This window comes from Pontibacter sp. GD7, from assembly GCF_058216375.1.
The window spans coordinates 82738-105336 of the sequence record NZ_JBYZMP010000014.1; the positions used below are offsets into that span (position 1 = coordinate 82738).

General features: G+C 46.1%; 17 protein-coding genes and 1 tRNA gene. 11 read left to right on the plus strand and 7 right to left on the minus strand.

All coding sequences use genetic code 11. From position 1 onward, the window contains the following. Positions 1-39: 39 nt before the first annotated feature. From AC4BAP_RS17540 to AC4BAP_RS17550, 3 genes are all read left to right on the plus strand, one after another. Positions 40-3735, plus strand: coding sequence for a sensor histidine kinase (locus AC4BAP_RS17540; RefSeq protein WP_490583977.1), 3696 nt, complete (start codon positions 40-42; stop codon positions 3733-3735). Then, positions 3732-7223 carry a DUF8818 domain-containing protein gene (locus AC4BAP_RS17545; RefSeq protein ID WP_490583978.1) on the plus strand — a complete coding sequence of 1164 codons (3492 nt, stop codon included), beginning with the start codon at positions 3732-3734 and terminating at the stop codon, positions 7221-7223. The genes AC4BAP_RS17540 and AC4BAP_RS17545 overlap by 4 nt, the downstream gene beginning before the upstream one ends. A gap of 120 nt (positions 7224-7343) precedes the next feature. Further along, positions 7344-7796, plus strand: a complete 453-nt coding sequence (locus AC4BAP_RS17550) for a GxxExxY protein (RefSeq protein ID WP_490583979.1) — start codon at positions 7344-7346, stop codon at positions 7794-7796. 6 nt (positions 7797-7802) lie between these two features. On the opposite strand, the gene AC4BAP_RS17555 is transcribed toward AC4BAP_RS17550, so the two are convergent. Both AC4BAP_RS17555 and rfaD read right to left on the minus strand, forming a co-directional pair. After that, entirely contained in the window at positions 7803-8267 is a 465-nt protein-coding gene (locus tag AC4BAP_RS17555; protein WP_490583980.1) for a YciI family protein, read from the minus strand. A gap of 190 nt (positions 8268-8457) precedes the next feature. Further along, positions 8458-9423: an ADP-glyceromanno-heptose 6-epimerase gene (gene rfaD, locus AC4BAP_RS17560; RefSeq protein WP_490583981.1), complete on the minus strand. Its 966-nt coding sequence runs from the start codon at positions 9421-9423 to the stop codon at positions 8458-8460. 62 nt (positions 9424-9485) lie between these two features. Between rfaD and AC4BAP_RS17565 the strand changes: the two genes are divergently transcribed. The 4 genes from AC4BAP_RS17565 (at position 9486) to lpxB (ending at position 13052) form a co-directional block, all read left to right on the plus strand. Beyond that, positions 9486-10430 (plus strand): ABC transporter substrate-binding protein, encoded by a 945-nt coding sequence (locus tag AC4BAP_RS17565; RefSeq protein ID WP_490583982.1) that lies wholly within the window; start codon positions 9486-9488, stop codon positions 10428-10430. Further along, a complete protein-coding gene (locus AC4BAP_RS17570; RefSeq protein WP_490583983.1) occupies positions 10427-11437 on the plus strand; it encodes a FecCD family ABC transporter permease in 1011 nt (336 codons plus the stop codon). Before AC4BAP_RS17565 ends, AC4BAP_RS17570 begins: the two co-directional genes overlap by 4 nt. Beyond that, positions 11438-11863: a 6-pyruvoyl trahydropterin synthase family protein gene (locus AC4BAP_RS17575; protein WP_490583984.1), complete on the plus strand. Its 426-nt coding sequence runs from the start codon at positions 11438-11440 to the stop codon at positions 11861-11863. Between the two features lie 61 nt (positions 11864-11924). Beyond that, entirely contained in the window at positions 11925-13052 is a 1128-nt protein-coding gene (lpxB, locus tag AC4BAP_RS17580) for a lipid-A-disaccharide synthase (RefSeq protein WP_490583985.1), read from the plus strand. Positions 13053-13675: 623 nt separating this feature from the next. Here lpxB and clpX read toward each other — a convergent pair. The 4 genes from clpX to AC4BAP_RS17600 form a co-directional block, all read right to left on the minus strand. Continuing rightward, on the minus strand, positions 13676-14899 hold the full coding sequence (gene clpX, locus AC4BAP_RS17585) for an ATP-dependent Clp protease ATP-binding subunit ClpX (protein ID WP_490583986.1): 1224 nt from the start codon (positions 14897-14899) through the stop codon (positions 13676-13678). Between the two features lie 362 nt (positions 14900-15261). Next, the gene (locus tag AC4BAP_RS17590; protein ID WP_490583995.1) at positions 15262-15960 is read right to left on the minus strand and encodes a ClpP family protease; all 699 of its coding nucleotides are present in this window, start codon (positions 15958-15960) and stop codon (positions 15262-15264) included. 85 nt (positions 15961-16045) lie between these two features. Beyond that, positions 16046-17371 carry a trigger factor gene (gene tig / locus AC4BAP_RS17595; protein WP_490583987.1) on the minus strand — a complete coding sequence of 442 codons (1326 nt, stop codon included), beginning with the start codon at positions 17369-17371 and terminating at the stop codon, positions 16046-16048. A 76-nt stretch (positions 17372-17447) separates the two neighbouring features. Next, positions 17448-17529: transfer RNA gene (locus AC4BAP_RS17600), tRNA-Leu, on the minus strand. A gap of 263 nt (positions 17530-17792) precedes the next feature. On the opposite strand from AC4BAP_RS17600, the gene AC4BAP_RS17605 reads away from it, so the two are divergent. The 4 genes from AC4BAP_RS17605 to AC4BAP_RS17620 are packed head-to-tail and all read left to right on the plus strand — an operon-like array spanning position 17793 to position 22144. Next, positions 17793-19994, plus strand: coding sequence for a RelA/SpoT family protein (locus AC4BAP_RS17605; protein ID WP_490583988.1), 2202 nt, complete (start codon positions 17793-17795; stop codon positions 19992-19994). A 33-nt stretch (positions 19995-20027) separates the two neighbouring features. Beyond that, the gene (locus AC4BAP_RS17610; protein WP_490583989.1) at positions 20028-20528 is read left to right on the plus strand and encodes a Fur family transcriptional regulator; all 501 of its coding nucleotides are present in this window, start codon (positions 20028-20030) and stop codon (positions 20526-20528) included. Further along, positions 20500-20850, plus strand: coding sequence for an STAS domain-containing protein (locus AC4BAP_RS17615; RefSeq protein WP_490583990.1), 351 nt, complete (start codon positions 20500-20502; stop codon positions 20848-20850). The genes AC4BAP_RS17610 and AC4BAP_RS17615 overlap by 29 nt, the downstream gene beginning before the upstream one ends. Positions 20851-20857: 7 nt before the next feature. Beyond that, entirely contained in the window at positions 20858-22144 is a 1287-nt protein-coding gene (locus AC4BAP_RS17620; protein WP_490583991.1) for an adenylosuccinate synthase, read from the plus strand. 45 nt (positions 22145-22189) lie between these two features. Here AC4BAP_RS17620 and AC4BAP_RS17625 read toward each other — a convergent pair. Then, on the minus strand, positions 22190-22599 hold a 410-nt coding region (locus AC4BAP_RS17625; RefSeq protein ID WP_490583992.1), incomplete at its 5' end, for a hypothetical protein.

Sequence of the window (22599 nt, forward strand, 5' to 3'; positions counted from 1 at the left end):
TCTTGCGTTTTACTTAAATTAGTAGATAAACACGCTACTGTGAACCAAAAGGTAACCCCATTAATCTTTTTATTTCTGGCAATGCTGTGCTTTGCAGCAACTGCTTTACTGCATTTTAAATATGCGGATTTTCAGGTAAACGGTGACTACCAACCACAGCTTGAGCAGATATCTCAAAGAACCAACGCTTTGATCGAAGACGCTCAGGTAGAAGGAAGAAGATTAGGGGAGTTTCTGGATAAGGACAGCCTGTCTTTCTCCCAGTTACTTCCGGAGACCAGGTATCCCACCTTTATTTACAGCAACAACCGCCTTGTGTTCTGGTCAGATCATACTTTGGTGCCTGATCTTGACATCACAAACACCCTCCGAAAGATAACGACAGTTAAAAGCAAGTATGGTGCTTTTATAGTGGTGCCGCACCATGCGGCAAATTACGACGTGTATGTGTGCGTACCTCTTCAGCAAAAATCTCAACAAGCTAACGCAGGCACTACAAACAGCTGGGTACTGCATGGCTCAGACGGAAGACTGGAGCTGGATCAGTCGAAAGATCTGCCAAAGGTTTATACCAAAGACAAGCAGTATCTATTCTCCATTGAATTTCAGAAAGGGCAAAAGAAAGCGCAGCAAGAGCTGATCAGTCTGGCATTGCTGCTGCTTGGCACTGTAATGTTTGTGTTGTTTGCACTGGCGGTTGCTAAAAGTATGGCGCGTCGTGGCCTGCAGAACAGGGGTGTTATATACTTCCTGATGTTGCTGTTGGGCTTCAGGCTTTTATTACTGATACTGGATATACCTTATGCTGTGGCAGAAATTGAGTTGTTTGACTCTAAACTATATGCCGCGTCTTTCTGGTCTCCTTCTGTAGGTGACCTGGCCCTTAACATGATCTTGCTCTTAACTGTGGCTGGGGCAGGCTTGTACCTCTTCAGGCGAAACAGGCTGCTGGTGCAGTTTAGTGCTTTGGAGGAAGGCAGGGCAAAACAATACCTGGCTGGGAGTATGGTTATTTTTTATGTGCTACTGGCTGTCTTATATCAGTTTTACCATGGCTTGTATCATAATTCACCGCTGGTACTGGATGTAACGCAGTCGCTTAGTTTTACAAAGTATAAGATCATCATCTACGGCATTATGGTTATTCATACGGTGGCCGTGTCGTGGTTCTCGTACATGCTTAGCTCCGTGGCAACCGTATTGATGCAGAAGGTAAAGCACCTGTTGCCCTACAAGCTACTGGCAGCGTTAACCATTGTTTTCCTGTTTGTCACAGCAGTCTTTCAGCTTCATTTTTACGCCGTAGTTTTTATCGGCACCTTCTTCTGGCTAATTATTACTATCACGGCGCAGTACTCCAGGGTATTCAGCCTGCCGTACAGAACCTATCTGTTCTTTTTCCTGATCGTGATGGTGAGTGCGGGGGTGGGGGCCTTTGCCCTGTACGACCACTACCAGGACGAGGTAAAAATATACAAGCAGAAACTCGGCACTAACCTGTTACAGGACAATGATGTATTGGGTGAGTATTTGCTGGAAGAGGTTTCCGGTAAGATTGCAGGCGATGCGCTTATACAAGCCAAATTAAAAGGGCCGTACATCGATGCCGGCTTTATCAAACGTAAAATATCGAAGCAATACCTGCAGGACTACTTTGACAAGTATGAAACGAACGTGCTTCTTTTTGATAGTGAGGGCAACAGTCTGGAAAGCGCTGATACCACTGCCACCACCTTGCAGCAACTCCTAAAAAGTATAAGCTCCACGGATACGCGTACCGAGCGCGACAACCTTTTCCTGGTGAAAGACCCCAGCAGGTATAATGCGCGCACTTACTATAACCTGATCGAAGTACCGATCAGTGAAAATTTAAAGGGCACAATCGTGTTGCAGTTGACCCTGAAGCGGCTTTTGCCTCACAGCCTTGTGCCGGAACTACTTCGCGACCAGCAGCAGAACCTGCCATTCCGGACGGATATGTTGAGTTATGCTATTTATGAAGGCCAGAACCTGATACACAGCGAAGGGGAATACGACTACGCTACTAATTTTGATCCCGTACATATAGGGCACACAGAGTTTTACTACGATGGGCATAACCAAGGCGACTTTCACCATTTTGGGGTTCCGGCAGGCGATAACAAAGTACTGGTTGTAACGAACGAGAAGTACAGTGCCCGCGAAGTTTTGTCCAATTTTTCTTTCCTGTTTCTCATTTTCATTACAGGCTTTATACTTTTGGGCTTACTGGTCCTGCTGCTAAAACGTCGGTATGTAAGGGAGTTCAGTCCAAATTTCAGCACCAAAATTCAGATTTTCCTCAACTTTGGTATTATGCTGCCACTCTTGTTGGTAAGTATAGCTATTGCCAGTTTGGTAACTGCATCATACAAAAAAGACCTGATGACAACCTATGAGCAGCGTGGCAGGGCTATACAGGAAAACCTGAACTCGCTGGTTGGTACCAGTACTTTTGAGCGAACCAGTAAACTGCAGAAACGCATTTCCGAAATTGCTTCCATTTCTGAAACTGACATTAACCTGTATGACAGAGGCGGTCATCTGATCACGACGAGCCAGCCGTTGATATTTGAGGCAGGTATACTTTCAAAATTAATAAACCCACAGGCTTATGCCGCTATCTCGGAGCGCCATGCCTTGCGCGTATTGTTGGAGGAGCAGGCCGGCAATATTTCTTTTAATGCGGTGTACCTGCCGCTGCGGGCAAACAATGACCCTACTTCACTGGAGGGCTTTGTGGGCATACCTTTCTTTGATTCTGAAAAGGAACTGGACCTTAAACTAATAGAGCTGGTGACCACTACCATGAATATTTTTACGGTGATGTTTATCATGTTCATGGTGCTGACTTTCCTGGCCTCGCGTACCTTAACCGTGCCCCTGCGCTTATTAGCTGATAAGTTAAAACGTACCTCCCTTACAGGTAAAAATGAAATGCTTGCTTACGAGGGGGCAGATGAGATCGGCATGCTGGTGAATGAGTATAACCGCATGCTTCTGACGTTGGAGCAAAACAAAGAAGAGCTGGCGATGCAGGAAAAGGAGGCAGCCTGGCGTGAAATGGCAAGGCAAGTGGCGCATGAGATCAAAAATCCGCTTACCCCGATGAAGTTATCGCTGCAATATTTGCAGAAAGCCATATCGGAAAAGAGACCAAACACGGAGCAGCTGATTGATAAGATATCGCATACGCTGATAACCCAGATTAATATCTTAAGCGATATTGCCACTTCTTTTTCAAGCTTTACCTCTATGCCGGAGCCAAAACAGGAGCCTGTAGACGTGGCATTGGCCCTACGCAAGTCCGCGGACCTGCACAACGACCCGGCAACGGCTGTTGTAGATACTAAGTTTGATGCTGACGAAGCTGTTGTGATGGCGGATGAAAGCCTTTTGGTGCGCACGTTTAATAATTTGCTTCTCAATGCCATTCAGGCAGTGCCGGCTAACCGTAAACCTTTCATCCGGATCTCACTTACTAAAGAAGCTGATCATAAAGTGCTGATTGCCATAAAGGACAATGGCAATGGCATTCCGGAAGAGATCAGGGGCAAGGTTTTTATCCCAAACTTCAGCACGAAGTATACAGGCTCTGGTATTGGCCTGGCTGTGGCTAAAAGAGGAATTGAGAACGCAGGTGGCCAGATTTGGTTTGAGACGGAAGAAGGGAAAGGCACGACGTTTTATATTTCTTTACCACTGGCTGAAGTATGAACTTGAAAGGGATTTGCTTGCTGTTGCTCTTGCATTGGCTTAGCTTCCCGCTGTTAGCCCAGACGCCCTATAGCAACCAGCGCTGTAAAAAGCTGCCCCTAACCAATGAGGCGTTTATACTTGATTCACTTACTATTGAGCCGGGATCCATTCGCTTTGTGCATCCCCGCAAAGAGCAGTTCGCCTTCGAGTACAATTATACTACACAGGAGTTCAGGCTTACCCATTTTCCGGCACCCAATTCTGTTTTAATTGACAGTACAGGCACTGTGCTGCCCGTGCAGGATTCGGTGCTGGTGTGCTACAGAACAATGCCGCTTAACCTGACCAAGCCGGCCTTTAAACGCGACATCACTAAACTGGATCTGAATCCTTTTCAGCGAAATGTTTACAAAGAAGACATCAACTCCAAAGAAGAGATCTTTAGTACGCCCGGGCTTAATAAAACCGGCAGTATATCGAGGGGCATATCCTTTGGCAACACCCAGAATGTGTTTGTAAACTCGGCCCTTAACCTGCAACTGGATGGTAAACTGACCGATGACATAAGTATAACCGCAGCCATAACAGACCAGAACATCCCGTTTCAGCCGGAGGGTAATACGCAGCAGTTGCAGGAATTTGACAGAGTATACATTACCCTTAACCATAAACAATGGCAGTTAACTGCCGGTGATGTTGTATTGCAGAGCAAGCCATCCTACTTTTTACAGTACTATAAAAACGTGCAGGGTGGCGCCTTCGAGACAGTGTTCGGGAAAACGCCGGAGCGGCAGGGGGTAACCTCAGTGGCAGCATCCGTGTCGAAGGGTAAATTCGCCTCACAGGTAGTGACGCCCCTGGAGGGTGTTTTGGGACCGTATCGTTTGCGCGGCCCAAACAATGAGCGTTTTATAATTGTGCTGGCTAACTCTGAGCGGGTTTTCTTGGATGGCAGGTTGCTGGAGCGCGGATTCGATTACGACTATGTAATTGACTATAACCAGGCTGAGATCACGTTTACCACCCGCCACGTTATTACCCGCAACAGCCGCATTCGGGTAGACTTTGAATACTCGGACCAAAACTACAGCCGTGGCATTTATACTTTGAACCATTACCAGAACCTGGGCCGGCTGAAAGTATACGGTAACTATTACAACGAATCCGACAACCCGAACAACCTGATAAACCTGGACCTGCAGGATGAGCAGAAACGGTTGCTGGCAAGTATAGGCGACAGCTTGCAGTTGGCAGTGGCACCAGGCATAGACAGTGTGGCTTTTGACCCCAGCCAGGTGCTTTATGCCCGCCGCGACACTACCTTTAACAATGGCCAAAGTATGGCAACCATCTATGTGTACAGCACCAACCCGAACGAGGCCTTTTACAATGTGCGCTTCACGGAGGTTGGCCCAAACCAGGGAGACTATGTTGTGGCCACAGACGCTATAAATGGAAGGGTTTACCGTTGGGTGGCTCCGGTTAATGGGGTGCAGAGAGGTAATTATGCACCGGTGCGTGTGCTGCCTACACCGCGCAAAAAGCAACTGATGACTTTTGGCGCCAACTACGAGGTTCAAAAGGGCATCAGTGTTTTTGCTGAAGGGGCTGCCTCAGAAAACGACCTTAACCGCTTTTCGGACCTGAACTCCGATGATGATAAAGGCAAGGCAGTACGCATAGGCTATGCCATACAGGACAAACAACTGGAATGGCTTGGAAAGTATAAACTAAATAGCAACCTGAACTATGAATACACTGACCAGCATTTTAACCCCATCGATCGTTACCGCCCCATTGAGTTTGACCGTGACTGGAGTTTGCCTTTAAACCCAACCAATGCTGAAGACCACATCCTGAATTTTTCGGTGGGTGTTGCGCAGGACCTGGCCAACTTTTTCAATTACCGTATCAGCCGCCGTTACCGCGATGACCAACTCAATGGTGTACAGCATTACCTGGATGCCTGGAAAAAACTGGGCTGCATCGAATTGCGCAATAACTTTTTCATGCTTAACAGCGAGCAGCAGGAGCGGGAATCGGAGTGGTACCGTGGCGATGTAGGTGTAAAGTATAACCTGGGTAAAATGGCGCCGGGCTATGTGTATAGGTTTGATAAAAACAAACTGACGGCACTAGGCACAGACTCTGTAGTAGGCTCTGCGATGTATTTTGATGAGCACCTGGTGTATGTGGAAAGCGCCGATACAGCTCGTACCCGTTTCAGGGTGGATTATAGTTACCGCAAAGACCTGAGACCAACACCAACAGGTGAGATGGGCTTGCCAGAAATAGGACAAACGTACAATGCGTTGCTACAAACAGTGCTTGGCCCTGAAAGCGACCTCTCCGTGCAGGCAACATACCGCAAACTAGAATTGGAAACCGCAAAAGACGAGGAAACTGTACAAGCCAGGGCAGATTGGAATGCGGGGTTTCTGGATGGCAGCTTCAGGTCTGAGCTTAGTTATTCGGTAGGTACAGGTCGGGAGTTAAAGCGTATTTTCATTTTCAGGGAGACGTTGCCCGGGCAAGGCACGCACTACCTGCGCGAGGGCGGCAACCCCAATAACCTGAACGATTACCTGGAAGCACAGACAATTGACCAGCAGCGCTTCATAAAAATATTCTTGCCCACCGATGAGTATGTGAATGCCTACATCAACCGCTTTACTTACAGGCTAAACACAACCGCACCACGCAGCTGGCGCAGTCAGAAGGGTATAAAAAACCTGGCATCTAAATTCTCGATGCTAAGCTTTGTGAACATAGACAAAAAAACAACAGACAGTTCTCTGGGCAACCGGTTTAACCCATTTAGCCAGGACGTGGAAGATGCGTTCCTGATCTCTATGTCTAAGTCGTTACGGAATACGGTATACTATAACCGTAGCAATCCAAAGTATGGCTTGGAGTATACCGTACAGCAAAACCAGCAAAAGTCGCTGCTGGCCAACGGCACCGAGACCCGGATCGTAGGCAGCCACCAGGTGGTGGGCAGGCTTAACCTGAACGAGGTGTTGAGTACACAGTTGGTGGCAGTGCAGGGAGTGCGGGAGAGCCAGTCTAATTTTCTGGAGTCAAAGAACTTCCGGATCTTATCGAGGGAGCTTACGCCAGAGCTGGCCTACCAGCCAAACACGCGCCTTAGGTTTACGGGTACCTACCAGCTTGCACTGCGCGAAAACAGGTTTGCAGCCTCAGACGATGAACAGGAAGCTACTTTTAACGAACTGGGACTTGAAACAAAACTAAGCCAGGTCGGCAAGCGGACAATTACAGGCAATTTCCGGTTCGTAAACATCCAGTACAACGGTGAGGTAAACTCTTACATTGGCTACGAAATTCTGAACGCGCTTCGTCCGGGCAACAACCTTACCTGGTCCTTAAATCTGCAGCAGCGATTAAGCAACGGCCTGAACATCTCCTTTAACTACGACGGCCGCAAAGCCAATGGGGTAGGGGCCGTGCACACCGGCAGAACGCAGGTGTCGGTGCTCTTCTAACGTCTTAACCGCAGATTAATGTGGATTTACAGGATTAGCGGGATCAGTTTCCTTGATTCTTTTACGATTTTGAATTTTTAGATTGGATTGTAGGTTGAAAAGATTAATGAAAAATTAATTATGGCTGCGGGCACTCAACCAACTCAATCGAAACAAATTTATAAATCTGCAGAAAGGACTTTGAAATATGCCGATATCACCTCTCAGATTATAGGTGCTGCAATGGAGGTACATTGTATTTTAAAAAATGGCTTTCAGGAAGTAATTTATCAACGTGCTCTTGAGAAAGAAATGCAGATAAAAGGCCTTAGTGCTAGTCGGGAGTATGAAATGCCTATATTTTATAAGGCTGAGTTAATAGGAACGCGGCGTGTTGACTTTTTAGTTGAGGACTTAATTTCAGTTGAGCTGAAAGCCGTTCATGCATTAGATGATGTGCACTTGGCACAGGCTCTAAATTATCTTGAAGCTTACAACTTAGAAGTTGGTCTTTTACTGAATTTTGGGGCTAAAAGCTTAGAATTTAAGAGATTAATCAACTCCAAGTATAAAAAATCCCTCAAATCGCACTAATCCACATTAATCTGTGGTTGAGACTTTCTCAATCTTGCTGTGTGCCGGCAAATACATAGGCAATGCTGCAGATCCGTACCATGGGTATAGTTCCACGTCAAAGATCTTGGCCTTTACAGCAGGGTCTGTGTCAACCAGTTTCCGGGCTTCCTCTACAGTCTTTACATCCAGTATAAAAATGCCACGATAAGCTTTATCGTTTTTACCAAGCGGGCCAGCCACGATAAGTTTCCCTTCTTTTGCCAGTCTGCCAATATTCTCCATGTGTCCTTTGAAGTACTGGTTCAGTTTCTCTTTATCGGTAGTGGTGTTAGAGCCAGTCTTAAGTATAGCCAGCACATACGATTTCATGCCATACTCATCAGCACCCAGCGAGTCGGCCAGTGCCTTATTGTAGGTTGATTTTTGGGCTTGCGCATTGGCATCGAAGCCAACGCAGCAAAGTACGGCAAGAGCTAAAAAGTATTTCATAAGTATAAACCCTGGAGTTTGTCTAACAGGAGTATGAAGATACTCCATTTAAAGAAAAAGGCAAGTATAGTCGAACCCATACTTGCCTTAAATATTATTATCGAGAACAAATCAACTATTCAAATTCATCTGCGGTAATCACACAAACAAAAAAATCTAACAAATCAATAAAATCCCCTTAATCACCGGTCTAGTAGTATTTCCCCGGAACCAGGTAATTCTGCACGTAATCTTTTACGCCTTCTTCCAAAGTATAAAAAGGCCTGTCGTAGCCGATAGAGCGAAGTTTGCTCATGTTGGCTTCCGTAAAATACTGGTAGTTGTCACGCAGGTTCTCCGGGGTGTCCATAAAATCAATGTTTGGTGTTACACCCATCGCCTCAAAGGTGTTTAGTGCCAGGGCCATAAAAGTGCGTGCCTTGCCCGAACCCAGGTTATAGATGCCAGAGTTTTTGCGATGACGCATCAGGAACATACATACTTCCACTACATCCTTTACATACACAAAGTCGCGCATCTGCTCCCCGTCGGCAAAATCCGGATGGTGCGAGCGGAACAGCTTCATGCTACCTTTTTCCTTTATTTGATTGTAGGCATGGAAAATAACCGAAGCCATTTTGCCCTTGTGGTACTCGTTAGGGCCATACACGTTAAAAAACTTAAGGCCGGCCCAGAAGAATGGCTTCGCAGTTTGCTGCAATGCCCAGATATCGAAATCGTTTTTAGAATCGCCGTATGGGTTTAGTGGTTTCAGAAGCGGAATAGTAGCTTCTTCATCGTCGTAGCCCAACGTGCCTGAGCCATATGTAGCCGCCGAAGAGGCGTATACCAGTGGTATCTGGTACTCGCAGCAGGCATTCCATACTTTCTTGGAGTAGTTCAGGTTAAGCAGGTCAAACACATCCTTGTTAAACTCAGTGGTGTCGGTGCGGGCACCCAGGTGGAAGATAAACTCTACTTCCTCGTAGTTCTCGTCCAGCCACTCAAAAAAGTTGTCGCGGTCTACGAACTCCTTTATCTTCTTATCCTTCAGGTTGCTTTCCTTTTTCGCCACCGAAAAGTTATCAACCACAACTATGTCGTTGAAGTTGGCCTCGTTTAGCCTGCTTACTAGGCAGCTGGCAATAAATCCTGCCGCACCGGTTACTACTATCATAAGTTTATATTTAAGCCAGTATCGAAATTTGCGCTAAATTTACAAAAATAAACCACGCAAACTTGGCAACACGCACCTATACTTTGGCAAACAACCCGAAGCTTATACTTGGTAAGTGTGGTTTGCTATGCCTTGCTGCGGCTATTTTTATACTTGTAAGTAGCTGCGGAAGCGAGAAAAACAAGGTGGTGGCTTCTGAGAAAATCATACTTGAAGATGACCTGGGCAGAAAAATTGAGCTAAACAAACAGCCGGAACGCGTATTTGCCCTGGCCTCCTCCATGACGGAAATGCTCTATGCCATATTGGATACCAGCACCATCATTGCCAGAACCCCCAACGACGATTACCCAGCTGCTGTGTATACAAAGCCAGTGGTTAACAATTACCCCGTAGATTATGAGCAGGTACTGCTGCTGAAACCTGACCTTATTTTTACAGTGGAGGGCATAACCCCTTTAGATGTAGCCGAAAGACTGGAAGAACTTGGAGTGTCGGTATACTACCAGAAATACCGGACCGTGGAGGATGTTTTTAAAGGCATAGAAGCGATTGGCAGCATTATGGGCAGGGAAAAGCAGGCTAACCAGTTGGCCGATTCGCTTCGCAAAGAGGTAGAAAGTATAGGGCAGAAGTATAAAAATGTGAAACAGCCACAACAAGTACTGGCCATCACTTGGAAAGACCCCATCTATGTGTACGGGCAGAACACGATCCTAACAGACAAACTCAGAATTCTGGGAGCTGAGAATGCTGTGAAAGAAGTATTTGAGCAGCCTTACCCGGCGCTTACCCGTGAGTACATTTTAAATCTGAATCCCGATGTGCTGTTGGGTGGCACTAAAGAAAAACTGGAGAAAGATTTCTTCGGCCTTTACCCGGAGCTGCGCAAGATCAAGGCATACCAAAATAACCGCCTCTACGCCCCAACCGATAACCTGCAGTCCAGGCCGGGGCCACGGGTGGTAGAATCATTGAGGGAGTTGGAGGGCTTTTTATACCCATGATGGGCCGTGGCTTATACTTTATACTTGCCTTACTGCTTATTGTAGCAGTATTAGGATTGGGCTTGCAGGTGGGCTCCTTCGATGCAAATGCTGCTACCATTTGGGATGCCCTGTTTAACTACGAGCCGGATAATACCACACACTTTGCCATTTTACACCTGCGTTTGCCACGTCTGCTGCTGGCTTTGGTGGTGGGGGCCTCACTTGCTTTTTGCGGCTACCTGATGCAAGCCATGGTCAACAATGGGCTGGCTGACCCATACTTGTTGGGCACAGCGGCAGGTGCATCGTTGGGTGCCGTGATCGTTTTCTTTGGATTTGTGCCGATAAGTATGGCCGGCTTATACTTGCCTTCAGTATTTGCATTTGCCGGAGCCTTTCTGGTTACACTAGTGGTGGTTATACTTGGATATCGCAAACGCCAGCTCATACCCAGCCAGATGCTGCTTGCAGGCATAGCCTTAAGTTCTTTGTGTACGGCTATGGTGGGGATGCTCACTTTTCTCTCTGATTCAGAGGGTAAGCTGAAGTCTGTTATTTTCTGGTCGATGGGGAGTTTTGAAAGAGCCACCTGGAGCTTGGTGGCTTACCCGGCCGTTACCATTGTGCTGGCCCTGCTGTTTTTCCTGTTTTACCAAAAACAACTGAACATACTTTTGCTTGGCTCGGACAGGGCGCAAGCCATGGGAGTAAAGGTTGCCCAGACAAGATGGGTTATTATGGGAGTGGTGTCGGTGGTAACGGGCTTTGCAGTGGCTACCTCGGGGCCGGTTGGTTTTGTGGGCCTCATCATCCCGCATGTAACCCGTGCCGTGATGGGAGCAACCGGGCGTGGCAACCTGCTTTTCTGTGCTTTTGTGGGCGGTTTTTTCATGCTGCTCTGCGATTTGCTTTCACGTGTAATTTATCCGCCTGCGGGCCTGCCAATTGGAATCATTACTTCGTTCTTTGGTGTTCCTTTCTTCGTATATTTGCTGTTCAAAAAGAATTACAATTTTAGAGGTTAAATGATTTACGTAAGCAGGTTAGAGCACTTTAATGCAGCCCACAAGCTGTATAACCCGAATTGGTCGCTGGCGAAGAATAAAGAAGTGTTCGGCCCTTGTGCCAACGTTAACTGGCATGGCCACAATTTTGAACTTATCACTACTGTAAAAGGCAAACCAGACCCCGACACCGGTTTCGTGATCGACCTGAAACAGTTGAGCACACTTATACGCGAGCACATCATCGAGAAGGTAGATCATAAGAACCTGAACATGGATGTGCCCTTTATGGAAGGCAAGCTTGCCAGCACCGAGAACCTGACCATCGAGTTCTGGAAAATTCTGGAGCCGCGCATCTCTGAAATTACCGAAGGAAGAGCTAAATTACATAGCCTGAAGCTATACGAAACACCGCGTAACTACGTAGAGTATTTCGGCGAGGAGTAACACTCCGAGAACATTCCTTATTTTTTATTTTTACCCCTAGAGGTAGCTCATAACGGACTGCATGAAATATTACATTATAGCTGGGGAGCGATCCGGTGACTTACATGCCTCAAACTTAATAAAGCAACTTCGCCTGCAAGACCCCGATGCCGAGATACGCGGCTGGGGCGGCGACATGATGGAGGCAGCCGGTATGGACCTGGTGCGCCATTACCAGGAAATGGCCTTTATGGGCTTTGCTGAGGTGTTTAAAAGCCTGCGCAAGATCCTTGGTTTCCTCAAAGAGTGTAAAGCCGATATCAAAGCCTGGCAACCCGATGTGGTTATACTTGTAGATTATGCTGGCTTTAACATGCGTATTGCCAGGTTCGCCAAGAAACAGAACCTCAAGGTATTCTATTACATTTCCCCAAAGATCTGGGCCTGGAACCAGGGGCGTGTGCATAAGATCAAGAGGGTAGTGGACCGCATGTTCGTGATCATGCCTTTTGAGGAAGAATTTTACGGCCGCTTCAACTACAAAGTAGATTATGTAGGCAACCCGGTAAGCGACTCCGTTACAGACCATGTGGCTGTTTCCGATTTCAGGGCTAAAAATAAGATCTATCACAACAAGCCGATCATTGCCATACTTCCGGGCAGCCGCAAACAGGAGATAGAGAACATGCTGCATGTTATGCTAAGCGTGCTGCCATCCTTCCGGGATTACCAGTTCATAGTAGCGGGCGTTTCCAATTTCTCCAAAGAATACTACGAGCAGTATAACAAAGACCCCAACATCAAGATCATTTACGATCAAACCTATGATCTGCTGGCAAACTCTAAAGCGGCGCTGGTAACTTCCGGTACAGCAACCTTAGAGACAGCCCTTTTTAATGTACCGCAGGTAGTGTGCTATAAAACCAGCGCCATTTCATACTTTATCGGTAAACTGGTTATCAAGGTGCCCTACATTTCGCTGGTAAACCTTATCGCCGACAGACCTGTGGTAACAGAACTGATTCAGGATGACTTTACACCCAAGAAGATTGTAGCAGAGCTGAAGCAGATCCTATTCGATAAGTACTTCCTGAAAAAGCAGCTGGACGGGTATGAGTTGGTGCGAAAGAAGATCGGTAATTTCCGGACGGCAGAGCGTGCCGCAGAACTAATGGTTACTTATTTGAGCGAGGAGAAGGTTAAAGTATAGGATTTATACTTTGCGCTGACTATTTCTCACTGGCGCAAGTGTTCAGCGTTAGCGTCACTTGTGACTTGAAATGTCGGGAAGTCTTCAGACTTCCGTGAATTATACTTATTTTTATTCTTTTCTGATTTACACTCATGCAAGTCTGAAGACTTGCTCTTATACTTAGTCACAAGTGACGCTAACGCTGAACACTTGCGCCAGAACTTGTTGTATAAAAGTATAAAAGGCAGAGGCCCGGTTATGATAACCGGGCCTCTGCCTTTATAGCCAGTGCCTTTTGAATGTTGGTGAAAAACACCAACAATGGCGGGTCTATACTTTTTAATCAAAACCCTGAACAGCTTCGTTGTTCTAAAACTATACTTTACCTATACTTTGTTCTGGTGCAAGTTTTCTTCCGAAAGATATCAGAATGTAGAGACGCAATATTTTGCGTCTTGGCTGCTACAAGGCAGAGGAAGTATAAACGCGGTAGTGTAATCTGTGGAAATATCAAAAATTAAATTGCGCACCACCTCCATTAAACATTGCTATTGATCAGGTATAATTAATTACAAGTATAAAAAGCAAAAGCCCCGGCTACTATAACCGGGGCTTTTGCTTTTTATACTTTATACTATTGCTTAAGCTACTTTCAGCTGCTTCAGCGTTGATTTCTCAAATTTCTCACGGGCATAGTCACCGGTAATTACCAACTCCTTCGTGCCTTCTTCTGATGGCAGCTCAAACATGGCGTCTGTCATGATGCCTTCGCAGATAGAGCGTAGGCCACGAGCCCCAAGTTTATACTCCGAAGCTTTCTCAACAATGTAGTCCAGGGCACTTTCGTCGAAGCTTAGATTGATGTTCTCCATTTCGAACAGGCGCTTGTACTGCTTCACGATAGAGTTCTTAGGCTCTAAAAGTATGAGTCGAAGTGTTTCTTTATCCAGTGGGTTTAGGTGTGTTGTAACTGGCAGTCGGCCGATTAGCTCTGGTATCAGGCCAAAGTTCTTCAGGTCTTGTGCTGTAATATACTTCAGGAAGTTTTCGTTTTCCTCTACCTCATCCAGCTTGGATTTAGAGAAACCGATAGGGCGGGTGTTCAAACGGTTCTTGATCAATCTGTCTATGCCAACAAAGGCGCCACCGCAAATAAACAGGATATTTTCTGTGTTTACCGTGATCATTTTCTGCTCTGGGTGCTTACGGCCACCTTGCGGCGGAACGTTTACCACAGTACCCTCCAGTAATTTAAGCAATGCCTGCTGCACACCTTCACCGCTCACGTCGCGGGTTATGGACGGGTTATCACTCTTACGGGCAATCTTGTCGATCTCATCAATGTAAACAATACCGCGCTCGGCTGCTTCAACGTTATAGTCGGCGGCCTGTAGCAAGCGGGTAAGTATACTTTCCACGTCTTCGCCTACGTAACCAGCTTCTGTAAGCACAGTAGCATCGGCAATACAGAACGGCACCTGAAGTATACCGGCCATCATGCGCGCCAGGTAAGTTTTACCTGTACCGGTTTCACCCACCATAATGATATTAGACTTCTCGATCACTACATCATCGTTCTCCGTAGGTTGCATCAGGCGTTTGTAGTGGTTGTAAACTGCCACCGACATCACCTTTTTCGCCTCATCCTGGCCAACAACAAACTGGTCAAGGTAAGTCTTCATCTCCTTCGGCTTCATCAGGTTAAACTTCGGAGTACGGCTATTCGCGCGAATTTTATTCTCTTCGTTCAATATCTGTTGTGCCTGCCCAATACAACGGTCACAGATGTGAGCGTTTATACCAGAAATCATCACAGATACATCCTTTTTATTTTTGCCGCAAAATGAACAAGTTATTTCAGCCATACGATACGATTGATCCAAAAAGTCTAACTCCGGGCACCGGAGCAAAACAAAGGTACAAAATTGGAAACTTATACTTGCATAAATATTATAATACAAATATTACTATTATCCCAAAAATTGGGTTTAGATTTTAGAATCCATATTTTTTAATTTTTTCATAAGTATCTGTTAGTTAGATAGTTGACGTGTTTTACTATCCACATCTGCCTGTTGATAATTTTTTGAAAATTTTAGCGTTATAGGCAGTTATCGGCTCTGCAGTATACAGTATATGTACTAAATACCAAGTAAAAACCCGCCTCAGGCTATCTGAGGCGGGTTAATTATTGTCTGAAGTATGATAGGGTACGGTGCTGCTTCAATTAAGAAGTTTTGCGCGTCAACACCTCGTCAATCAGGCCATACTCCTTAGCTTCCTCGGCACGCATCCAGTAGTCACGGTCAGAGTTGTCATACACTTCCTGGTAAGTTTTACCTGAATGCTGCGCCAGTATTTCATAAAGCTCTTTCTTCAGCTTCAGGATCTCACGGGCAGTGATCTCGATGTCAGAGGCCTGTCCCTGTGCGCCACCCATTGGCTGGTGGATCATGATACGTGAATGCGGAAGCGCAGAACGCTTGTTAGGCGCGCCACCTGCCAGCAGCACAGCACCCATAGAGGCAGCCAAACCTGTACAGATCGTGGCCACATCCGGGCTAACATACTGCATGGTGTCGTAGATACCTAGGCCTGCATACACCGATCCGCCCGGGCTGTTGATGTAAAGGAGAATGTCCTTCTTCGCATCCGCTGACTCTAAGAACAGCAGCTGCGCCGTGATGATATTGGCTATAAAGTCATCTACCTGTGTGCCAAGGAAAATAATGCGGTCCATGATCAGGCGGGAGAATACGTCAATCTCACGGAAGTTGGTTGGTCTTTCCTCAATTACGGAGCGTGTCATACTTTCAATTGTATGCATGGCCCTGCCTTCTACATGGTTAATATATTGATCTACGCCTAGGCCGCTCATGCCCTGGCCTTTAACAGCGAACTTGCGGAACTCGTCTTTGTTAAACATCATTTTGTTTAGGTTTACGGTTTTCTCAAAAATAAAAAAAGGTCCTTAAAAAAGGACCTTTTTGCAATATAGTTTTTTAATCGTTTTATTCAAACGACATGTTTCTGAAGTCCTCAGCGGTAACTGTTTTTTCAACAACAGTTAATTGTTCTTTAAGTTTAGCAAGCACTTTCTCAGCTAGTAATTGCTCGTACTCGTTAATGTAGTTGCGGCCGTTGTCCTGCTGCAGGTACTGGTTAGCATAGTTGTTCATGCTCTCCACTAACTCTTCCGGAATCTCTGGCATGTTGAACTGAGCAAGCATCTTCTCTTTAGTAGCGTTTACAACTTCCTCGTTCGTTACTTTCAGCTCGTTCTCCTCAACAACCTTGTTCTTGATCATTGACCACTTCAGCTCACGAACATACTTGTCGAAGTTCTCATCGATCTGCTCAGCAGTAAGTTTGCCTTCGTTTGTAACCTGTATCCAACGCTTAAAGAACTCAGTTGGGATCTCTACAGTAACGTTGTCAACCATTGTATCGATGATGTTGCGATACAGTAGGTTGTCAGCCTCACGCTCATAGTTCTCCTTGATGGTCTCGCGGATCTTGGCGTCAAACTCTTCTTCTGTTTTTACTTCGTCTTTACCGAAAAGCTTATCGAAAAGTTCTTGGTTAAGCTCAGCAGACTCTGTGCGGTTGATCTTATCTACAGTAAATTCGAACTCACCATTCAGGTCAGCTACAACTTCTTTGCTTAAGCCGGTTACGTGCGCAAGTGCTGCATTGTCATCACCGAAAGCCTTACGGATGTCGAACTTGATAACATCGCCAGCTTTTACACCAACAAACTGCTCTTTGCCCTCTACTACACGGCTGGTAGGGATAAGCGTCTTAGACTGGAACTCACCGTCAACCTGCTTCAGCTCACCAGAGATAAAGTCACCTTCTTCAGATGTCTCAGGATTTACAGTTTTGCCGAACTGACGCTTGATGTTCTCATAAGCCTCGTCAATCGTTTTCTGGTCCAGCTCAATTGCGTAACCCTCTACGCTTTTATCCAGCGGAAGGTTAAAGTCAGGTAGTAAACCTACAGCGTAAGTAAACTCGAAATTCTTCTGGTTGTCCCAGTCGATCTCGTCCTGCATTGGCTCAGGAAGCGGCTCACCTAAAAGCTTTACATCATTGTCTTTGATGTACTTAGAGATTTCCTGCTGCAGAAGCTTGTTGATCTCTTCTACCAGGATACTCTTGCCATACATTTTCTTTACAAGACCGGCAGGCACTTTACCAGGTCTGAAACCTTTGATCTGTGCTTTTTTGCTATACTCTTTAACCTGCTGATCAACCTTTGGCGCGTAATCTGCCTCTTCCAGAACTACCTTCAGTTGTGCGTTAGTGCTGTCGGTTTGGTTTAATGTAATATTCAAGGCTTTATAAAGTTTTAATTTTGAAATATCTACTAAAAACAAACCCCCAACATGGCTGTTGAGGGTTTATGTTTTGTGCGGATGGAGGGACTCGAACCCCCATGCCTCGCAGCGCTAGATCCTAAGTCTAGTGCGTCTACCAATTTCGCCACATCCGCTTGAAGTGTGCTTGTTTGTTATTGTGATGCAAAGGTAAGCAAGGAAATTTAAACTGCAATACCTGCCCCAAAAATTTTTCAAATATTTTTTTGCTTTCAGGATGCCCCTGCATCGTACTACCTTTAACACAGGAAGTTATTGATTGCAGTGCAGAATCAATTATATTTGAAATATATTTGAAACTTAAAAAGCCACTACCCACTTATACTTATAGTAAGCTGTTTGCCGCCCTAAAAGCTAACCGCTTATTTTAGAATTGCATATGGTTACAACAATTGATCCGGAAGCAGAACGCAAAGAGATCTTAAGGTATTACAGAAGGTTATTAAGGTATGCGAAGCCCTTCTTAAAGGACAACGACGCAAAGATTATAAAGAAAGCCTTTAACACTTCTGTGGAAGCGCACAAAGACATGCGCCGCAAATCCGGAGAGCCTTATATATACCACCCGCTTGCCGTAGCCCAGATAGCCGTTGAAGAAATAGGCCTTGGCACAACATCTATTGTCGCTGCACTCCTTCATGATGTGGTGGAGGACACCGATATGGAGATTGCTGACATCGAGCGTGAGTTTGGATCTAGTGTGGCGCGCATAATTGAGGGGCTTACCAAGATATCCGGTGTTTTCGACTACGGGTCTTCGCAGCAGGCTGAGAACTTCCGCAAAATGCTGCTAACCCTCAGCGACGATGTGCGGGTTATACTTATTAAACTGGCCGACCGCCTGCACAACATGCGTACCCTTGACAGCATGCCGCGCCACAAGCAGCTGAAGATCGCCTCCGAAACCATGTACCTGTATGCACCGCTGGCGCACCGCCTGGGTTTGTATGCTATTAAATCGGAACTTGAGGATCTATACTTAAAGTATACCGACACCGATACCTACAAGGACATCTCTAACAAGATACGCCAGACACGCAGTGCCCGTAATAAGTTTATCAAAGATTTTATCTCACCGATAGAGGAGGAGCTGAGAAAGTATGGCTTTAAGTTCACCATCAAAGGCAGGCCAAAGTCTATATACTCTATCCTTAAAAAGATAAAGAAGCAGAACATCACCTTTGATGAGATTTACGACCTGTTTGCCATCCGGATCATACTTGACGTGCCCCTCGAGAACGAAAAGGCTGCCTGCTGGCAGGTGTACTCTATTATAACAGACTTTTACCAGCCTAACCCTGACCGCCTGCGCGATTGGGTGAATACGCCGAAAGCCAATGGTTACGAGTCGTTGCATACCACTGTAATGAGTAAGCTGGGGCAATGGGTGGAAGTACAGATACGTACCAAGCGTATGGACGAGATTGCCGAACGTGGCTACGCAGCCCACTGGAAGTATAAAACCGATGGCTCGCAGGGTAGTGAATCAGGGTTGGAGCAGTGGATAAACAAGGTGCGCGATATGCTGGAGAATAATACGGCCAACGCCCTTGAGTTTATGGACGAGTTCAGGAAAAACCTTTTTGTGGAGGAAGTTTTTGTCTTTACTCCGAAAGGCGAACTGATCATACTTCCGGATAAGGCCACTGCACTTGATTTTGCCTTTGAGATCCATAGTCAGATAGGCTTGCAGTGCCTGGGCGCAAAAGTTAACCAGAAGCTGGTGCCTTTAAGTTATAAGCTTAAAAACGGAGACCAGGTAGAGATCCTTACATCGCAGAAGCAGAAGCCAAACGAGGAGTGGCTGCAGTACGTGGTTACCTCTAAGGCCAGGTCAAGGATCAAAGAGTCGCTGCGCGAAGAACGTAAGAACCGTGCCGAGCAGGGGAAGATTATGCTGGACCGCCGCCTGCAGCAGCTTAATATCCAGGATAGCCATGCCAACATGAATAAGCTGATGGCGTTCTTTAATGTGCCTTCCATCCAGGATCTGCACTACAGGATTGCCACCGGCCATATCGATATCAAGAACATCAAAGAGGTTATCTTTACTGCGCCAATCGATAAAACCACCTCCATGCTTGAGCCGAAGTCTTTTGATAAGGAGGTGCAAAAGATCAGGGGTGTAAACTCAGATATGTTAGTGATCGGTGAAAACACTTCTAATATGGAGTACCAGGTTGCCACATGCTGCAACCCCATCCCCGGCGACGATGTGTTCGGTTTCCAGACAGAGGACGATGGCATTGAGATACACCGTACCAATTGCCGCCGCGGCATAGAGTTAATGTCGAACTATGGTAACCGTATTATCAAAGCAAAGTGGACCGACCAGAAAGAACTGGCATTTTTGGCGGGTATCCGCATAAAAGGAACAGACCGCGTTGGTTTGGTGAATGACCTTACAAAAATTATTTCCACAAGCTTAAAGGTAAACATGCGTTCCATTACCATAGACTCGAACGACGGTATCTTTGAAGGAAACATCATGGTGTTTGTGAATGACACCGCGCATCTCGAAAAGCTTATTCAGCGCATGGGCAAAGTAAACGGTGTGCTGACAGTAGAGCGTTTTGACTAAAGACGCATACTATATAATATAGGAGCAAAACAAATGGCATTAGATCATAATAAATTTGAAGAGGTAAAGAAGATCTTTACCGCATACTTAGAAAGCAAGGGCCTGCGCAAAACACCGGAGCGCTATGCCATACTTGAAGAGATATACTCCCGTGACGGGCACTTTGATGTGGAGTCTCTTTATATAAGTATGAAAAACAAGAACTACCAGGTTAGCCGCGCTACTGTGTACAACACTCTAGACCTGTTGGTGGAGAACGACCTGGTAAGCAAGCATCAGTTTGGCCGCAACCTGGCGCAATACGAGAAATCGTATGGCTACCGCCAGCACGACCACGTGATCTGCACAGAGTGCCATAAAGTGGTGGAGTTTTGCGATCCAAGGGTTCATCAGATACAAACTATGGTAGGCGAACTACTAAATTTTCATATCTTGCACCATTCCCTGAATCTATACGGTATCTGCGGCGACTGCCGTGCCAAACAAGCCACAGAGGAGAAGCAACATGAAGTATCAGACAGAGCTGAAGGATGACATCCTGTTTATAAGGCTGGAAGGTAAACTGATTGCCGGTGCGGACACCCAGCAAATGATAGAGGATGTGGACACACAGGGAGATGGCAAAGTGCTGCTCTGTGCCGTTGATCTATCCAATATCCGTTTTATGGATAGCAGTGGTATGGGGGTACTGGTTTCCCTGCTCACAAAATTCCGCAACCGTGGCGGTGAGTTGGTGCTCATCAAGCCTTCTGACCATATTCGTAAGCTGCTAATCGTTACAAAGCTAAACGCGATTTTTACCATCGCAGAAAATGATAACTTTGCAGCTCAATTCTTAAAGGAATCAATTTACTAATACCATAATGGCAGTTGATATACTAATAGGTCTACAGTGGGGCGACGAAGGAAAAGGAAAGATCGTCGACGTACTGGCACCGACCTATGACATAGTTGCCCGTTTCCAGGGCGGACCAAATGCAGGTCATACATTAGAGTTTGAAGGTACCAAACACGTGTTACACCAGATACCTTCCGGTATTTTCCACCCGCACATCCAAAACATTATTGGCAATGGCGTGGTGCTGGACCCGATCGTGTTCCGTACCGAGATGCAGAAACTTCAGGACCGTGGTGTTGATGCTGCCAAGAACCTGTTTATATCTAAAAAAGCTTCACTTATACTTCCTTCGCACCGCATATTAGATAGGGTGTCTGAAGAAGCACTTGGAAGCGGTAAGATAGGATCCACACTAAAAGGGATCGGGCCAACGTATCAGGATAAGATTGGACGTGTTGGCCTGCGTGTTGGAGATATACTTGCAGATGATTTTCAGGAGCAATACGGCAAGTTGGTTGATCGCCATAGAAAAACCGTAGAGTTTTACGGGCAGAAACTGGATTTGGGAGAGCAGGAGCAGGCGTTTTTTGATGCTGTAAATTACCTGCGCACACTTAATCTGGTAGATAGCGAGTACATGATCAATGAGGCGCTGCAAAATGGTAAACGTATACTTGCCGAGGGTGCACAGGGTTCTCTGCTGGATATCGATTTTGGAACCTACCCGTTTGTAACGTCTTCAACTACACTGGTGGCTGGTGCATGCACAGGCTTGGGTGTGGCTCCAAGGTATATTGGCGAAGTATACGGTATTTTTAAAGCATACTGTACACGTGTTGGCAGCGGACCTTTCCCAACAGAGCTTCTTGATGAGGTAGGGGAGGAGATCAGACAAGCCGGAAGAGAGTTTGGGTCAACAACAGGGCGTCCACGTCGTTGTGGTTGGGTAGATCTGCCAAGTCTGAAGTACTCGATCATGCTGAACGGGGTGACACAACTGAATATGATGAAAGCAGATGTGCTTACAGAGTTTGACACTATAAGTATATGTACACATTACAGGCTGCCATCGGGAGAACTAACTGACAAAGTGCCGCACTCTCTGGAAGAAGGAAATCTTGAGCCAATTTATACCGAGTTGCCAGGATGGAAAGTAGACCTAAACCAGATTGAGTCAGTAGATCAATTGCCGGAAGCGTTCAAAAACTACCTGTCATTTATAGAAGAGCAGTTACAGGTGCCGATAACAATTGTATCAGTGGGCCCAGACAGAAAGAGCACATTAAGAAGAGAAGCATTTGATGTAGCTTAACGAAAAGTATAAAGTAGAGAAAGCCCGGCCAAATGGTCGGGCTTTTTACATTATAAACAAAGCAATCGGTAACACAGCAGAAGCAAATAAGGTGTATTGAATTTGAATAGAGTGGGGGAAGAACATAGATAAGTATAGAATATAAAATTGTTTTAAAAATTTCGAATTCATTATCAGTTGGTTACAGACTTTTAGGTAAAATCTTTGGGCCTGCCCCTTGCAAGCCAGGAAACTCTTCTTACCTTTGCATCCCGGTTCGGCAGGGACGGGGCAGTTGAGAGAGTGAGAGGGGAGGCCGGAAAGCGCCGCCGCATGGCCTTGAGGGCTGTTTTTCGGCTGGGACGGCCGAAAAAAAAGTTTCGAAAAAAGCTTGCGGATCGGGAAACGCTTCTTACCTTTGCATCCCGGTTCCGAAAGAGGGCCGAGGGCGGAAATCGGGAAGAAAAGCTTTCCGA

What these genes read in the sequence shown, in the direction of transcription:
- AC4BAP_RS17545 (WP_490583978.1), top strand. Translation starts at nt 3,732, where the DNA reads ATGAACTTGAAAGGGATTTGCTTGCTGTTGCTCTTGCATTGGCTTAGC.
- AC4BAP_RS17550 (WP_490583979.1), top strand. Translation starts at nt 7,344, where the DNA reads ATGGCTGCGGGCACTCAACCAACTCAATCGAAACAAATTTATAAATCT.
- AC4BAP_RS17555 (WP_490583980.1), bottom strand. Translation starts at nt 8,267, where the DNA reads ATGAAATACTTTTTAGCTCTTGCCGTACTTTGCTGCGTTGGCTTCGAT.
- rfaD (WP_490583981.1), bottom strand. Translation starts at nt 9,423, where the DNA reads ATGATAGTAGTAACCGGTGCGGCAGGATTTATTGCCAGCTGCCTAGTA.
- AC4BAP_RS17570 (WP_490583983.1), top strand. Translation starts at nt 10,427, where the DNA reads ATGATGGGCCGTGGCTTATACTTTATACTTGCCTTACTGCTTATTGTA.
- AC4BAP_RS17575 (WP_490583984.1), top strand. Translation starts at nt 11,438, where the DNA reads ATGATTTACGTAAGCAGGTTAGAGCACTTTAATGCAGCCCACAAGCTG.
- lpxB (WP_490583985.1), top strand. Translation starts at nt 11,925, where the DNA reads ATGAAATATTACATTATAGCTGGGGAGCGATCCGGTGACTTACATGCC.
- clpX (WP_490583986.1), bottom strand. Translation starts at nt 14,899, where the DNA reads ATGGCTGAAATAACTTGTTCATTTTGCGGCAAAAATAAAAAGGATGTA.
- AC4BAP_RS17590 (WP_490583995.1), bottom strand. Translation starts at nt 15,960, where the DNA reads ATGTTTAACAAAGACGAGTTCCGCAAGTTCGCTGTTAAAGGCCAGGGC.
- AC4BAP_RS17605 (WP_490583988.1), top strand. Translation starts at nt 17,793, where the DNA reads ATGGTTACAACAATTGATCCGGAAGCAGAACGCAAAGAGATCTTAAGG.
- AC4BAP_RS17610 (WP_490583989.1), top strand. Translation starts at nt 20,028, where the DNA reads ATGGCATTAGATCATAATAAATTTGAAGAGGTAAAGAAGATCTTTACC.
- AC4BAP_RS17615 (WP_490583990.1), top strand. Translation starts at nt 20,500, where the DNA reads ATGAAGTATCAGACAGAGCTGAAGGATGACATCCTGTTTATAAGGCTG.
- AC4BAP_RS17620 (WP_490583991.1), top strand. Translation starts at nt 20,858, where the DNA reads ATGGCAGTTGATATACTAATAGGTCTACAGTGGGGCGACGAAGGAAAA.